Annotated in this window: 13 protein-coding genes; 8 read left to right on the forward strand and 5 right to left on the reverse strand. The window is 63.2% G+C overall.

All coding sequences use genetic code 11. The features are described 5' to 3' along the window. Positions 1-9: 9 nt before the first annotated feature. Positions 10-930: a DMT family transporter gene (locus J2858_RS05845; RefSeq protein WP_245365549.1), complete on the reverse strand. Its 921-nt coding sequence runs from the start codon at positions 928-930 to the stop codon at positions 10-12. Between the two features lie 168 nt (positions 931-1,098). Between J2858_RS05845 and J2858_RS05850 the strand changes: the two genes are divergently transcribed. After that, positions 1,099-1,986 (forward strand): LysR substrate-binding domain-containing protein, encoded by an 888-nt coding sequence (locus tag J2858_RS05850; protein ID WP_210103758.1) that lies wholly within the window; start codon positions 1,099-1,101, stop codon positions 1,984-1,986. A 31-nt stretch (positions 1,987-2,017) separates the two neighbouring features. Here J2858_RS05850 and J2858_RS05855 read toward each other — a convergent pair whose 3' ends face one another. The 4 genes from J2858_RS05855 to mutM form a co-directional block, all read right to left on the reverse strand. Beyond that, positions 2,018-2,617 carry a class I SAM-dependent methyltransferase gene (locus J2858_RS05855; RefSeq protein ID WP_210103759.1) on the reverse strand — a complete coding sequence of 200 codons (600 nt, stop codon included), beginning with the start codon at positions 2,615-2,617 and terminating at the stop codon, positions 2,018-2,020. 17 nt (positions 2,618-2,634) lie between these two features. Next, on the reverse strand, positions 2,635-4,212 hold the full coding sequence (gene dnaA / locus J2858_RS05860; RefSeq protein WP_210103760.1) for a chromosomal replication initiator protein DnaA: 1,578 nt from the start codon (positions 4,210-4,212) through the stop codon (positions 2,635-2,637). Between the two features lie 831 nt (positions 4,213-5,043). Next, complete coding sequence (rpsT, locus tag J2858_RS05865) at positions 5,044-5,310, reverse strand: 30S ribosomal protein S20 (protein ID WP_210103761.1); 267 nt, start codon at positions 5,308-5,310, stop codon at positions 5,044-5,046. Between the two features lie 207 nt (positions 5,311-5,517). After that, positions 5,518-6,408: a bifunctional DNA-formamidopyrimidine glycosylase/DNA-(apurinic or apyrimidinic site) lyase gene (gene mutM / locus J2858_RS05870; protein WP_210103762.1), complete on the reverse strand. Its 891-nt coding sequence runs from the start codon at positions 6,406-6,408 to the stop codon at positions 5,518-5,520. A gap of 140 nt (positions 6,409-6,548) precedes the next feature. On the opposite strand from mutM, the gene ubiE reads away from it, so the two are divergent. The 7 genes from ubiE to J2858_RS05905 all read left to right on the forward strand — a co-directional run bounded on the left by ubiE (position 6,549) and on the right by J2858_RS05905 (position 14,279). Beyond that, on the forward strand, positions 6,549-7,325 hold the full coding sequence (gene ubiE, locus J2858_RS05875; RefSeq protein ID WP_210103763.1) for a bifunctional demethylmenaquinone methyltransferase/2-methoxy-6-polyprenyl-1,4-benzoquinol methylase UbiE: 777 nt from the start codon (positions 6,549-6,551) through the stop codon (positions 7,323-7,325). Positions 7,326-7,365: 40 nt separating this feature from the next. Next, on the forward strand, positions 7,366-8,940 hold the full coding sequence (ubiB, locus tag J2858_RS05880) for a 2-polyprenylphenol 6-hydroxylase (RefSeq protein WP_210103764.1): 1,575 nt from the start codon (positions 7,366-7,368) through the stop codon (positions 8,938-8,940). A gap of 90 nt (positions 8,941-9,030) precedes the next feature. Then, complete coding sequence (locus tag J2858_RS05885) at positions 9,031-10,419, forward strand: hypothetical protein (RefSeq protein WP_210103765.1); 1,389 nt, start codon at positions 9,031-9,033, stop codon at positions 10,417-10,419. After that, positions 10,416-11,231: a hypothetical protein gene (locus tag J2858_RS05890; protein ID WP_210103766.1), complete on the forward strand. Its 816-nt coding sequence runs from the start codon at positions 10,416-10,418 to the stop codon at positions 11,229-11,231. Before J2858_RS05885 ends, J2858_RS05890 begins: the two co-directional genes overlap by 4 nt. Positions 11,232-11,460: 229 nt before the next feature. Beyond that, positions 11,461-12,492: a TRAP transporter substrate-binding protein gene (locus J2858_RS05895; protein ID WP_210103767.1), complete on the forward strand. Its 1,032-nt coding sequence runs from the start codon at positions 11,461-11,463 to the stop codon at positions 12,490-12,492. Further along, on the forward strand, positions 12,489-12,980 hold the full coding sequence (locus J2858_RS05900) for a TRAP transporter small permease (RefSeq protein WP_210103768.1): 492 nt from the start codon (positions 12,489-12,491) through the stop codon (positions 12,978-12,980). Before J2858_RS05895 ends, J2858_RS05900 begins: the two co-directional genes overlap by 4 nt. A 15-nt stretch (positions 12,981-12,995) precedes the next feature. Continuing rightward, positions 12,996-14,279: a TRAP transporter large permease gene (locus J2858_RS05905; protein ID WP_210103769.1), complete on the forward strand. Its 1,284-nt coding sequence runs from the start codon at positions 12,996-12,998 to the stop codon at positions 14,277-14,279. Positions 14,280-14,359 lie beyond the last annotated feature (80 nt).

Consider the following 14,359-nt stretch of genomic DNA (forward strand, 5'->3'; position numbering starts at 1 on the left):
CAGAAAACCCTACGCGGTGCGCCGCGCGCCCGCAAAGCGGCGCCAGAGCCTGCCATCGATGGCCGCAAGACCGATCCCGATCAGCACGAGGCCGACGAGATGGCGCAGCGCCAGCTGCTCGCCGAGCACCAGTGCGCTGAGGAGAATAGCGCTGGGCGGAATGAGGATCGTCACCAGCATCAGGTTGGTGGCGCCGGCGGTTGCCAGAATGCGGAAGAACAGCAGATAGGCAACGGCGGTGGAAAGAAGCGCAAGCCCGAACAGCGCAGCCCAGGTGTCAAAGCCTGAAAGCGGCAAGCTCCAGGGGTGATCGATGAAGAGCGCAAAGGGCAGGAGAAGAATGGCAGACGCCGTCACCTGCCCTGCCGCCGGCATGATGGGGGCAAGGCCCATGCGCTTGAAACGCCGGCCAAAGATGCCGGCAAAGGCATAGGAGATGGCGGCGGCCAGCACCGCAAGCTCACCGGCCAGATCGCCGCCGACGTGCCCGAGCACCGAGGGACCGATCATGGCGACGACGCCAGCAATGCCGATCACCACGCCGGCGATGCGGTTGGCCGTCAGCTTTTCATCCGCCGTCAGCCAATGGGCGACCAGCACGCCGAAAAGCGGTGTCGTGGCATTCAGAATGGCGGCAAGCCCGCTGGCGATCTGCGTCTGGCCCCAGACGATCAGCGTGAACGGGATGACATTGTTCAAAAGCCCCATGCCGAAGAAGGACAGCCACACCGCCCGCCCGCGCGGCACGGCAAGGCCGGACAGTTTGACGACCAGCCAGAGGGCCACGGCTGCCAGAAACACCCGCGCCGTGACGATGGTGAGCGGCGGCCACGCCTTCACCAGAATGCCGTTGAACAGGAAAGAACCGCCCCACAGCAGCGACAGGGCCACGAGCATCAGCCATTCGGTCGCGTTCATCTGTCTCTGCATGGCATGATCCCCTGTTTCTGGCCTGATTATAAGCCCGGTGACGGTGAAGGCGCCACCCGATTCCAGAAGCGACCCGCCGTTTCCCGGCTTGAATTTTTCTTTTATATTGTGCCCGAAATTCCTGCGCAAACGAGCCTTTCTGACCTTATGGGCGAGAAAAACTAAAGCATGAACGATGACCTCCCGTCGCTGTCGGGCTTGCGCGCGTTTGAGGCGAGCGCCCGCCACCTCAGCATGAAACGCGCAAGCGAGGAATTGCACGTCACACCCGGCGCCATCAGCCTGCAGGTCCGCGAGTTGGAAGCGACGCTCGACGTAAAGCTTTTCGAGCGGCATCCGCGCCAGCTCTCCCTCACAGCCGCAGGAACGGAGTATTTCCTGTCGCTGCGCACCGCCTTTGGCCTGATGCGGGAGGCGACGCAGGCCGTGCGCCACCGTCGCGGGCCGCATATCGTCACGATGAGCTGCACCACCGGCTTTGCCACCCAATGGCTGATGCCGAAGCTCGACGGGCTTCAGGATGCGCATCCGGAGATCGACCTGCGCATCGGAACGACCGCGCGGCTGGTCGATTTCATGAAGGACGACATCGATATCGCCGTGAGGCATGGGCTGGGCGGTTATGCCGGGCTTATCAGCGAAAAGCTGCTCGACGACGACATGATCGTCGTGACCAATCCCGCGCGGGCAAAAATGCTGGGTCCGCAACCGGATCCGAACCGGCTGGACGGCCGGCTGCTGATCCATGATGTGGAACGCGAGCACTGGCGGCTATGGCTTGCGGGCGTCAATGCGCTCTCCGTCGACTGGCGCTCTGGCATCATGATCGCGCCCGATAGCAACGGTGCGCTGGATGCGGCCCGTGCGGGCCTGGGGTTTGCCCTGGTGCGGCGCTCCTTCGTTGCGCAGGATCTTGCCGAACAGCGGCTGTGCGCACCGTTTTCGCAAAGTCTGACCAGCCGATACGCCTATTACCTGGTTTATCCGCCAACGGCCCTTGAGCGGCCGGCGGTGCGGCGCCTGCGCGACTGGCTTTGCCAGTGCGCCGGCCGCTGAGGCCGGATGCGTCAGCCAGAACGATGGCGGATCAGCGTCCGGAACGCGCCGTCACATGCAGCCAGCGGGTCGGCTTGCGATCATAGCCGGAGCCCGAAACTTCCTCGATGGCGATAGACGACCAGGCTTTGCCATAGGCGGCCATCAGCCATTGACGGTCGGGATAATTGTAATAGCGGCCGAGATCGTCAAAGCCTTCCGCCTCGCCCGCCTTGTAGCTTGCGTAAAACAGGCCATCCGGGCGAAGGGCATGCGCGATAGCTTGCAGAATGCCAGGCAGATCCTTGCGCGGCACATGCAAAAGGCAGGCATTGGCCCAGACCGCCTCATAGGCTGAGACGGCGGCGATTTCGGCAAAGGGCAGAACCGAAACCGGGACGCCGAGGCGTCGTTCGGCTTCGGCCGCCATTTCGGGCGTCCCATCGGTCGGCGTCACGGCAAAGCCGTGCGACAACAGCACGGCACTGTCGCGCCCGCTGCCGCAGCCAAGCTCCAGCACGCAAGCGCCCGCGGGCAAGGCTGCCATGAAGGCATCGAGATGGCGCGAGGGCGGGCTATCGCCCGTATCGGCGGCATAGCGCGCGGAATTTTGCGCATAAAAGTCGAGAGTGGCCTTCGGTTGATCGACCATGGCCACCCCCGTCCGAATCAGGCGTTGTTTTCGTTGATCAGCCGCTTCAGAAGCTCCACCTCGTGGGAGAGCTTGCTATCGCCGGAGATCAGGTCCTCGATCTTGCGCACGGCATGCAGCACCGTGGTGTGATCGCGCCCGCCAAAACGGCGGCCGATTTCCGGGAAGGAGCGCGGCGTCAGGGTCTTCGACAGATACATGGCGATCTGGCGCGGCTTGACGATGACGCGGGTGCGCCGGTTGGACACCAGTTCCTGGCGCGACACGTTGTAATGGCGCGCCACAATGCGCTGGATGTCCTCGATGCGCACGCGCTTGGCTTCACCGGCGCCGACCAGATGGGCAAGCAACTCGTCCACCCGTTCCAGCGACAGTTCCGGCTCGAACGACCGGCGGAAGATCAGCTGGTTGAAGGCGCCTTCAAGGTCACGCCCGCTATTGGCGACATTGCGCGCGACATGGGAGAGGATTGCATCGGGAATATCGAGCGCCGGATCGTCGCTGCGGGCGATTTCCAGACGGCGCTTCAGCATTTCGAAGCGCATCTCGTAATCGGGAATTTCCATCTCGATGGCAACGCCGCCCTGCAGGCGCGAGCGCACCCGCGGATCGAGCGATTCCAGCTCCCAGGGCGCCCGGTCGGCGGCCACGACCACCTGCTTGGCGCTGTCGAGCAGCATGTTGAGCAGATGGCAGAACTCATTCTGGATCATCTTGCCCTGCAGGAACTGCATGTCGTCGATGATCAGAAGGTCGATATTGCGCAGGGTTTCCTTGAGCGTCAGGGCGTCATTGTCACGGATGGCGGTGGCAAAGCGCCACATGAAATATTCCGCCGTCAGATAGACCACGCGCGGATTGCGCGAGGAGGATACGGCCGCATTGGCAATGGCCTGCAGAAGATGCGTCTTGCCAAGGCCGACGCCCGAATGGATGAACAGCGGGTTGAAGCGCACGGCGCTCGCGCCGGCTTCGGCAATGGTCTTGGCAGCCGCCAGCGCCACACGGTTTGCCGGTCCTTCGACATAGGTGTCGAACGTGTAGCGGCCGTCGAGCGGCGAGCCGAACAGGGGGGCAGCGGCAGTTGCCGGGCGGGTCGGCGAGGGCTGCTGCTGCGCCGGAAAGGCGGCAATCTGGCCGATCTCGCGCGGGGCGCTGACGCTTGCGCGGCGCGGTGCAGGCGCCGGGGCGGCCTCGCTGGCTGGCACCATGCGCTGCTCGTCGCTTGCCGGACGGGCGGCGCGGCTTGCCGTGCGCACCAGGATTTCCACCTTGAGGATTTCGCTGTCTTCCGCCTGGAAGATGGTGGTGATGAGATCGAGGTAACGGTTGTTGATCCAGGACTTCAGGAAGGTCGTCGGCACCGTCAGGCGCACGACGCTCTTGGAGACCGAATGGAGCTTCAGGCGACCAAACCAGCTTGCGTAAACTTCCGGGCCAACCTGCGCCTTCAGACGTGCGCTGAACCGCTCGAAGAGCGCATCTGGCTTCATTTCGGATTTTTCCCCCGCCGCCTTGGCGCAAACTGAATCGAGAGGCTCGGACGTCTGGTTCCCGCTGTCCAGCGTCCGGGCTGATACCGTATTCATCTGCATTCTTTGCCGCCTTCTCATGTTTCATCCGCCGCTCGGCGCATGCCGAACGTCAGGTTATTTTTTTCTGTTATCGCCGTTGAAGCCAGTTCTCCTCGTCAGAACCCGCTGCAGCCGCCTTTGTTCGTTTCCCCGCGCCATGCGCGGGCCGACACGCCGCAAGAGCGGATTGCCGGTCTGGCGCTCCCCGTGCGCCCAATCCGGTTTGCCACCCTCGCAAGGGCAAACCGACCATGCTCCTTCGTCTGTCACCGCCCCACGCCATGAGACGGCACAAAGAGACTGGCCCGGAATCTGGTCTGATTACCGGCACACAACCTCAAGTTACGTGAAAGAACGGGAAGTTTCCTTGACCCGTCGCAAGAGCCGAAAGATGGACGACCGGTGGTCCGGCTGGCATCCTATGCTTTCTGGAGAGTTCTCCGCGCCTCTTGCTGGATCGTATTAAGGCAGGATCACGGGGGGAGATCAACGATGAATTTTACGCAAAATTAATGGCGCGGCGTTGACTCTGGAGGCCCGATTTGACTCGGAATGGGCCTTCCGGAAAGAATCTCAATCGAATCAAAGAGATTCAAAAATGCCACAGTCGAGAGGGGCGTGTGAACGGTCCAAAATAAATTTCGCTTGACTCGCAGGCGGCGTGAACGGGCTCGTCACAAACTTTGGCGCCAACCAACATCCTCGCGCAAGCCATTGAAAATAAATGATATTTTCTGTCACGGCAGTGTCATCGGGGACAATTGGCCACAGACAACAAGTTCTTACGGGTAAGAATCACAAAAAGCCCGGTCAGGGACCGGGCTTCAATTATGACAGTCATTTTTGACGAAATTAAGCCGTCAGAGACTTCACGCGCTGGGCCAAACGCGACACCTTGCGCGATGCCGTGTTGCGATGCATGACGCCCTTGGTGGCGGCGCGCTGGATTTCCGGCTGCGCGACCTTCAGGGCCTCGGCAGCGAGCGCGATGTCGCCGGTGGCGATTGCTTCTTCGACCTTGCGGATGAAGCCACGAACGCGCGAGCGGCGTGCCTTGTTGACTGCAGTGCGGCGTGCGATCTTGCGGGTCGCCTTTTTCGCCGAAGTTGTATTGGCCATCTCTGCCTCTCTTCGAATTCGAACAAAAACTCCGCCGTCGCCGCGCCGGGTCCTGCGACCTGTCTTCCAGCAATTCGGGAGCAATGGAGGAAGCCGTCAATGGCTTTCCCAACTGTGGGCGGCGATATAACCGGAATACGAAGGGCAGTCAACGCGCAATTTGCGGCCCCGACATGAACCTTTCACCGTAAGCTGCTGATCGCCGATTCATTTCTGGCAAACGGCACAGAAGAAGGACGAGCGGCCGGACTGGACGATGCGCCCGATCGTGCCATGGCAGCCTGCCCGCCGGCAGGCCTTGCCCTCCTGGTCATAGACCGAGAAGCTGTGCTGGAAATAGCCGAGCGAGCCATCCGTCTGGATATGATCACGCAGCGACGAGCCGCCGGCCGCAATCGCATCGGCAATGACCGCACGAATGGATTCGGTGAGCAAAATCAGCGGGGCCGTCGGCTTGCCGGCTTTTGTGACGAGTGTTCCGGCTTTGCGCTCGGGCGAAAGCCCGGCCCGCCACAGCGCCTCGCAGACATAGATATTGCCAAGGCCCGCAATCACCGTCTGGTCGAGCAGGACCGATTTCAGCGGGGCGGCACGACCGGCAAAGCGGGATGCCAGATGCGCCGCATCGAGCGTGTTGCCGGTGGGCTCCGGCCCAAGCCCTGCAAAGGCCGGATAAAGATCGAGATCGGCGCGCGCCCACAAATGCATGAAGCCGAACCGGCGCGGATCATTGTAGATGACGCGGATCGCCACACCCTCGCGCTCCAGATGAAACAGCACGTGGTCGTGTTTCCCATCCTTGGAGCGGGCATGGTGAAACTCGCCGGGCATCGTCTCGGCCCGCTGTTCCTCGATGCGGAAGGAGCCGGACATGCCCAGATGCGCAATGATCGTCATGCCGTCATCAAGGTCGATCAGCAGGTATTTCGCCCGCCGCCCAAGCCCCAAGATGCGCCGGCCCGCCACCCGCTCGGCAAAGGCCTCCGGAAACGGAAAGCGCAGATCGGCGCGGCGCGTCTCCAGCTCCAGGATGACGGCGCCTTGCATGCTGGGGGCAAGGCCGCGTCTCACCGTTTCCACCTCTGGCAATTCCGGCATGGGCTCCCTAACTTCCTGTTTCCAACAGTGTACGCTGTGCTCTATAGACCAGCGGCAGAGTGCCGCAAGCACGCCAAGACATAGTATCGCCCCGCCGACTTCGCTATGGTCGGCGAAAACTGACAGGATGGAGTATCCCCATGGCCGAAAGCCGAACCTCTGCGAATGGCGGCATGGAAACCTCCTATGGATTTCGCGATGTGGCCGAGGGCGAGAAGCAGGCGCTCGTCAACGACGTGTTCCACAAGGTGGCCAAGCGCTACGATATCATGAACGACGTGATGTCGGCGGGCCTGCACCGGGTGTGGAAGGATGCGATGATCGCCGCGCTCAACCCGCGCAAGGATCCGTCCTATTCCGTGCTCGACGTGGCCGGCGGCACCGGCGACATCGCCTTTCGCATCGTGGAAGCCTCCGGCCGCCAGGCGCAGGCCACCGTGCTCGACATCAACGGATCGATGCTGGCCGTTGGCGCCGAACGGGCCGCCAAGCGCAAGCTTTCCGACAACCTCACCTTCGTGGAGGCCAATGCCGAGGAACTGCCCTTCGAGGCGGGCACGTTTGATGCCTATACGATCGCGTTTGGCATCCGCAACGTGCCGCGCATCGATGTCGCGCTATCGGAAGCCTTTCGTGTGCTGAAACGCGGCGGGCGCCTGCTGGTGCTCGAATTTTCCGAGGTGGACATGCCGCTGCTCGACCGGGTCTATGACGAATGGTCGTTCAAGGCCATTCCGCGCTTCGGCAAGATGATCACCGGCGATTCCGAGCCCTACCAGTATCTGGTCGAATCCATCCGCAAATTCCCCAACCAGGAGGATTTTGCCAAGATGATCCGCGCCGCCGGCTTCTCGCGCGTCACCTATACCAATTACACCGGCGGTATCGCGGCCCTGCACTCCGGCTGGAAGCTTTGAGCGGCATGGCAAAGACCGCTGAGAGAGCCGAGGGCATGGCATGAGCACGCTTGGCGCCTATTTTCGCCTGGCCCGCGTCGGCTGGGTTCTGGTGCGCGAGGGCGTGGTGGCGGCGCTGCCGACGGAGGGCCTGCCGGCCGTCGTCGGTCTTGCAAAGCGCGCCGCCCAGCTCTTCACCCGCCCGACCTCGATCCAGGAAAGCCGCAGCGTCCGCCTGACGAACGCCGTGGATCGACTCGGACCGTCCTATGTGAAGATCGGCCAGTTTCTGGCAACCCGGCCGGATGTCGTCGGCGTCGACTGGGCGCTCGATCTCTCCATGCTGCAGGACCGCATGGCGTTTTTCCCGACGGACAAGGCAAAGACGGCCATCGAGACTTCGCTCGGTCGCTCGATGGACGATCTCTACGTCCGCTTCGATGAGCCGCTGGCAGCCGCCTCCATCGCGCAGGTTCATCAGGCCAGCGTGCGCTATCCGGACGGCGAGCGCACTGTGGCGGTAAAGGTGGTGCGCCCCGGCGTTCGCCAGCGCTTTGCCCATGATATCGAGAGTATGTACCTGATTGCGCGCATGCAGGAGCGGCTGATGCCCTCCTCGCGGCGCCTGCGCCCGGTCGAGGTGACGCGCACGCTGGAGCAGACCACCAAGCTCGAGATGGATTTGCGGCTTGAGGCAGCCGCCCTGTCGGAAATCGGCGAAAACACCAAGGACGATCCCGGCTTTCGCGTACCCCAGGTGGATTGGGAACGCACCGGGCGCGACGTCATCACCATGGAGTGGATCGACGGCGTCAAGATGTCGGATATCGAGGGCCTGCGCGTCGCCGGCCACGATCTCGAAAAACTTGCCGAAACGCTGATCCAGTCCTTCCTGCGCCACACGCTGCGCGACGGCTTTTTCCATGCCGACATGCATCCGGGCAATCTCTTTGTCGATCCGGACGGCATGATCGTCGCCGTCGACATGGGCATTGTCGGGCGGCTCGGCAAGAAGGAACGCCGGTTCCTGGCCGAAATCCTCTATGGCTTCATCACGCGCGATTACCAGCGCGTGGCAGAGGTGCATTTCGAGGCGGGTTACGTGCCCTCCCACCATGATGTCGCAAGTTTTGCTCAGGCGATCCGCGCCATCGGCGAACCGATCCATGGCCAACCGGCCGAAACCATTTCCATGGCCCGCCTGCTGGCCCTTCTGTTCGAGGTCACCGACCTCTTCGAAATGCAGACGCGGCCGGAACTCATCATGCTGCAGAAGACCATGGTCGTGGTCGAAGGCGTGTCGCGCATGCTCGATCCCCGCTTCAACATGTGGAAGGCGGCAGAACCCGTCGTCGGCAGCTGGATCCGCGACAATCTGGGCCCGAAGCGCATCGTCACCGATCTGCGCGACGGGTTGAAGGCCGCCGTGAAACTTGCCGAAGCGGCCCCGGAAATCGCTGCCAAGACGGAAAAATTCCACCAGCAGCTTTTGCACATGACCGAGCACGGCGTGCGCTTCGACGACGCCACGGCGGAAGCCATCGGCAAATCGGAAGCCAAGCACAGTCGCGGCGGCCGCGCGGCGCTCTGGGTGATTGCGGCAAGCCTCGTCTATATCGCCATTCAGCTGAGCTGAGGGGGGCTGCGCGCAAAACGCGAGCAGGCCTTCATTTTGCCCGTTTCTTCATGGTTTGTTAAGAAAACATTCCTCGGAGAACGACGATCCATGGCGCTTGGCGCTTCGCACCGGCTGCATGACGGGGTTGCCGCCGTCGAAACGATGACACGCTTTGCGCTGGCCGTTCTGGCGCTTGCCTCCGGCGTCTACACCTATCTCGGCGTGCGCAGCATCCTGGATGGATCCGCAACCGCCGTCTTCTTTGCCGCCATCATCTATTCCGGCTCCGTCTCGGTCGCGATCTATGCTTTCTGGTCCTATATGGCGCGGTTTTTTCCGCATGTGACGGGTCCGGCCGCCCGTGGCGCCATGCTCGGCGTGATGGCACTCGGCTGCGCGATGATCATTGCCATGTCGAGCTGGCTCAACGCGGCAGCGCTTGCCGGTTCGGCCGCGCTTGAACAGCATCTGGCCGAAACCGTCGAAGGCTATACCGGCGATCTCGACCGGGCGCACCAGAATGCGCTGGCCGCCCAGAGCCTGCTTCCCGATATCCAGCGCGCCTCCGAACGCTTTGCGCAGCTTGCAGATGCCGAGCGCCAGTCCGGGGCGCTCACCGGCACCACCGGCGCCGGCAGCGTCGTGCAGCTGCTTTCCCAGATGTCGGCGCAACTGAAGGAGCTCGGAACCGGCATTGTTGCCTCGCGCGAGCAGGTGGCAAACCTTTTCGAACAAGGCCAGAAGCGGCTGGAGACCATGCGCACGCTCGTTTCCGCCCCCGGCGCCGTCGCCCCGCGCGCCGATCAGTTTTCCGCAGAGGTCGTGGCGCTGACCGGCGTCATCACCTCGCTCAACCAGACCTCGATTGCCCCCTCCATCCGCCGCGCCGCCGACGACCTGTCGCTCGGCTTCATCGCGCCCGTCGCCGATGGGCAGGCGCCGGATCTCGCCAATCGCCAGGATCAGGTCATGGAAACCATCCGGGCTTCCGTCACCGCGCAATCGAAGGTGCTCTCCCAGGCCGCCGACGAAATCCTCGCCCGCCCGCCGGTGGCCGAGCGCCGCTTCGTGCCGCTCTCGTCAGCGGAGGCCGTGCTGCGTTACGCCTCCGATTTCATTCCCGCCTGGGCCGGCGCCATCTCGATCGATCTTCTGCCCGCCGTCCTCGTCTTCATTCTGGCAACCGTGCATGGCGCAATCCGCCGGCAGGAGGAAAACCTGCCCTTCTCGCACCGCATCACGGCAGCCGAGCTTCTGGAGGCGCTGGAGGTGCAGAAGGCGCTCGCTGCCCATGGCATCGATGTCGAGGAAGCTGTTGCCCGCGCCGACCGGCGCAACAGCCACCGGGAGACGCAGGCGGTAGATCTGGCAGACGATCCGGATCGGCAAGCACCGGAAGAGGCGGCGCCCGACGCCCGCGCCAGCGACAAGATCACCAGCCTTGACCGCAGCGCGCTTGCCCGCAAGGGACCACCCGCATCGGGCCTGCCGGCATGAGGCCGGGAGACGCCTTATCCGGCGCCTGGCGAGCCCTTGCCCGCGCCGATGACGGCGTGCTGATGCGTTCTGCCTTCTACGCACTCCTCGTAACGGCCGCCATTTTCCTCGTCGTCGATATCCGCGAATTTGCAAACGAAGCGGCGGGATCGGGTGACGAATATGGTCCCGCCCGCGAACCAATGACCGATCAGCCGCTGCTGCCGCCGGCCGTCACCGATGGCAAGCCGCAGGATGCCCCCGTCGCGCCCAAAACCGATGCGACGGCGCTGCGCCAGCCAATCCGCTTCGAGCTTACCGCAGGCGGCGTTCTGGAGGCGCGCGGCACCATCGATCCGGGCTCGGCGGATCGTTTCAGGACAGAAATCGAGGCGCGCGGCGAATATGTGAAGATCGTGTCGCTGGATTCGCCGGGGGGCGCGGTAAACGATGCTTTGGCCATATCCGCCCTCATCCGCGAAAAGAAGCTGACGACGCGCGTCCGCACCGGTGCGCTCTGCGCCTCCTCCTGCCCGCTCGTCATGGCGGGCGGCATTGTGCGGGAGGCGGAAAAGGACGCCGTCATCGGCGTCCACCAGGTGTTCAATGGCGGCACCACGCGCCCGACGGCCGAGGAAGCCATGGCCGGCGCGCAGGCCACCACCGCCCGCCTCGCCCGCCATCTCGATGCCATGGGCATCGCCCCCGGCCTCTGGTTCCATGCGCTGGAAACCCCGCCGGACCGGCTCTACTATTTGTCCGAGGCTGAGCTGAAGGAATTCAGGCTGGTGACGGCACCCCCACCCCCGGCCGTGGCGCGCAAGAAAACGTAAAACTCAGGGCGGCACGCTTTCCTGTGCCTCGCCCTCCCAACGATGCCCGACGTCAGGGCCGGCTCTGCTTTGCGCGACACAGCCCTCGATTTTTTATCGTGCAACGCAAACGTGATCACCCTTGCAGTTTCTCCTCTTTTCGGTTCAACTGCGCCGCAGTGCCAAAAAATTTGAGGCTTCAACAAAGAAGCCCGGGAACAGCTGAACCGAACGCGGAGCCAGTGAAACCATGCGCATCTCTCCTCATGTCATTCGCCTAGCCTTTGCCGCCTCTGCCGCGCTTCTCTCTGCCACGGCATCCATGGCGCAGACGACACTCAACATGGCCAACTGGCTGCCACCGACCCATCCGCTCGTCACCGAGGTGATGAAGCCTTATGCGGAGGCCGTGAAGACGGCGACCGAGGGCCGCGTGACGGTCAACATCATGCAGGCGCCGCTCGGGCCGCCGGCCGCCCATTTCGATTTTGCCGTCAACGGCGTCGCCGACATCACCTATGGCGTGCAGGGCTATAATCCGGGCCGCTTCAAGACGACCAACATCGCCGAAATCCCTTTCCTCGGCGACACGGCCGAATCCATCTCCGTCGGCTACTGGCGCGTCTTCGACAAGACGCTGCGCAAGGCCGGCGAATATGACAAGGTCCATGTGCTTGGCGTCTTCACCCACGGCCCCGGCCAGATCTTCCTGAAGGGCCGCGACGTTTCCGGGACCGAGCCGCTGAAGGGCGCCAAGATGCGCGTCGGCGGCGGCATCGTCGCCGATCTCGTGAAGGCGCTGGGCGGCGTGCCGGTGGAAGGCCCCTCTTCCAAGACCTATGAGATCATGTCGAGCGGCGTGGCCGACGGCATTACCTTTCCGTTCGAATCGGTTGCCTTCTTCAAGCTGATCCCGATGCTGGATACGGCGCTTGTCGTGCCCGGCGGCCTTTACAACACCTCCTTCTACGTGGCGATGAACAAGGCCAAGTGGGACGCCCTCTCGGACGCCGACAAGAAGGCGATCGACAGCGTGTCGGGTGAAGCGCTGGCGCGTCTCGCCGGCAAGGCCTGGGATGCCGCCGACACCGCCGGCAAGGCGGCCATGGAGGGCAAGATCAAGTTCGTTCCCGCAACGCCCGAGCAGGTGAAGGCAATCGAGACGAGCCTGAAGCCCATCGTTGATGCCAAGCTTGCCGAAACCGCCTCCACCGGCATCGATGCGGCAGCCGCCGTTTCGGCCATGCGGGACGAAATCGCAAAGGCGGCCAAGGGCCAATGAGCGGCACGTCCAAGCCTGCGGGCGCAGGTGGAAAACGGCTGACGGCAACGCATGCGGCCCTTTCGGTAATCTGCGGGCTGATGCTTCTTTCCATGATGTTCGTGACGCTGATTGATGTCGTCGGTCGCTACCTGTTCGGCAGTCCGCTGCAGGGGGCGACGGAACTCACCGCGCTGCTTCTCGTCTCCACGATCTTCATCGGCCTGCCGGCCGTCTGCCTGGACGAGGAAAACGTCACCGTCGACCTCCTCACCGACCACCTGCCCGCCTTCATCCATCCGGCGCGGCGGCTTGTCGTCCGGCTGCTGTCGGCCGTGGTGCTGATGGCCGCCGCCTGGCGCATCTTTGCCCACGGGCAGGCGCTCTCCTCCTATGGCGAAACCACCGTCAGCCTGCATCTGCCGGTGGCGCCCTTTGCCTATCTCTGTGCGGCAGCAACTGCTGTTGCCGCGCTCATCACGCTGCGGCACGCCATTTCCCGTTCCTGACCTGAAAGACACGCCATGAGCTGGCCGATCGGATGCCTTCTCTTCCTGGTGCTGATGTTTGCCGGCCTGCCCATTGCCTTTGCCATGGCGCTGATCGGCTTTATCGGCACCCTGTCGATCATCGGTGTGCAGCCGGCGCTCTCCCTGCTCGGCCAGACCTTTTTCGACAATGGCCGCGAATATTCGCTCTCGGTCCTGCCGCTCTTCCTGATGATGGGCAATTTCGTCGTGCAGTCGGGCGTGGCGGATGATCTTTACAAGGCAGCCCATGCCTGGCTGCGCCACCGCAAGGGCGGCCTTGCCATTGCCACCATTCTGGCCTGCGGCGGCTTTTCCTCGGTCTGCGGCTCCTCGCTTGCCACGGCCGCCACCATGGCCAAGATCGCGCTGCCCTCCATGCGCCGCTACAATTACCCCGACGCCCTGTCCACCGCCTCGATTGCGGCCGGCGGCACGCTCGGCATTCTCATCCCGCCCTCGGTGATCTTCGTTTTCTACGGCATCATTGCCCAGCAGGATATCGGCAAGCTGTTTCTGGCCGGCATCATTCCCGGCATCATAGGCATGGTCGGTTATACGATAGCGGTTATGATTTCGGTGCGCGCCCGTGGCCTTGACCTGCCGACCGAGGAAAAACTGCCGCTGCGCGACCGTCTTCTTGCCACGCGCGGCGTCTCCGGCGCCCTCCTGCTCTTTGCCTTCGTCATGGGCGGCATCTATCTCGGCGTGTTTACCGCAACCGAATCCGCCGGCATGGGCGCGGCCGGCGCCATGGCGCTCACCGTGCTCAAGGGCCGCTTCCGCCTCAAGGAAACCTTTCGCACGCTCTATGACACGGCCAAGAACACCGCCATGATGTTCTTCATCCTGTTCGGTGCGCTCACCTTCACCAATTACGTCAACCTGTCGGGCATGACAGGAGACCTGCAGGCGGCGCTTTCGGGCTTCGACAACCCTTGGGCCATCATCTTCATCATTCTGGCCATCTATCTCGTGCTCGGCTGCCTGCTGGAAAGCCTGTCGATGATCACGCTGACCGTGCCGATCTTCTATCCGGTTGTGGCGGCGGCCGGCTTCGATCTCATCTGGTTCGGCGTCTTCGTGGTGGTGGTGACCGAGATCAGCTACATCACGCCGCCGGTCGGCATGAATGCCTTCGTGCTGCGCTCGGTGGTGAAGGATGTGCCGCTGTCGACCATCTTCCGCGGCCTCGTCCCCTTTGTCGCGCTGGACCTCGTGCGCATCCTTCTCCTGATCTTCATCCCCGCCATGGCGCTCTTCATTCCCTCGCGGATGTGAGCGCCGCGGACGCGATTGCTTCTTTGCCGTCAACCGCTTAGGGTCTGGGGCAAAGAGATGGGTGCGGCCTTTGGCGTTAT

Origin of the sequence: Neorhizobium galegae, from assembly GCF_017877135.1 — a bacterium.
Lineage (GTDB): Bacteria > Pseudomonadota > Alphaproteobacteria > Rhizobiales > Rhizobiaceae > Neorhizobium > Neorhizobium galegae_A.

What these genes read in the sequence shown, in the direction of transcription:
- J2858_RS05845 (WP_245365549.1), bottom strand. Translation starts at nt 930, where the DNA reads ATGCAGAGACAGATGAACGCGACCGAATGGCTGATGCTCGTGGCCCTG.
- J2858_RS05850 (WP_210103758.1), top strand. Translation starts at nt 1,099, where the DNA reads ATGAACGATGACCTCCCGTCGCTGTCGGGCTTGCGCGCGTTTGAGGCG.
- J2858_RS05855 (WP_210103759.1), bottom strand. Translation starts at nt 2,617, where the DNA reads ATGGTCGATCAACCGAAGGCCACTCTCGACTTTTATGCGCAAAATTCC.
- dnaA (WP_210103760.1), bottom strand. Translation starts at nt 4,212, where the DNA reads ATGCAGATGAATACGGTATCAGCCCGGACGCTGGACAGCGGGAACCAG.
- rpsT (WP_210103761.1), bottom strand. Translation starts at nt 5,310, where the DNA reads ATGGCCAATACAACTTCGGCGAAAAAGGCGACCCGCAAGATCGCACGC.
- mutM (WP_210103762.1), bottom strand. Translation starts at nt 6,408, where the DNA reads ATGCCGGAATTGCCAGAGGTGGAAACGGTGAGACGCGGCCTTGCCCCC.
- ubiE (WP_210103763.1), top strand. Translation starts at nt 6,549, where the DNA reads ATGGCCGAAAGCCGAACCTCTGCGAATGGCGGCATGGAAACCTCCTAT.
- ubiB (WP_210103764.1), top strand. Translation starts at nt 7,366, where the DNA reads ATGAGCACGCTTGGCGCCTATTTTCGCCTGGCCCGCGTCGGCTGGGTT.
- J2858_RS05885 (WP_210103765.1), top strand. Translation starts at nt 9,031, where the DNA reads ATGGCGCTTGGCGCTTCGCACCGGCTGCATGACGGGGTTGCCGCCGTC.
- J2858_RS05890 (WP_210103766.1), top strand. Translation starts at nt 10,416, where the DNA reads ATGAGGCCGGGAGACGCCTTATCCGGCGCCTGGCGAGCCCTTGCCCGC.
- J2858_RS05895 (WP_210103767.1), top strand. Translation starts at nt 11,461, where the DNA reads ATGCGCATCTCTCCTCATGTCATTCGCCTAGCCTTTGCCGCCTCTGCC.
- J2858_RS05900 (WP_210103768.1), top strand. Translation starts at nt 12,489, where the DNA reads ATGAGCGGCACGTCCAAGCCTGCGGGCGCAGGTGGAAAACGGCTGACG.
- J2858_RS05905 (WP_210103769.1), top strand. Translation starts at nt 12,996, where the DNA reads ATGAGCTGGCCGATCGGATGCCTTCTCTTCCTGGTGCTGATGTTTGCC.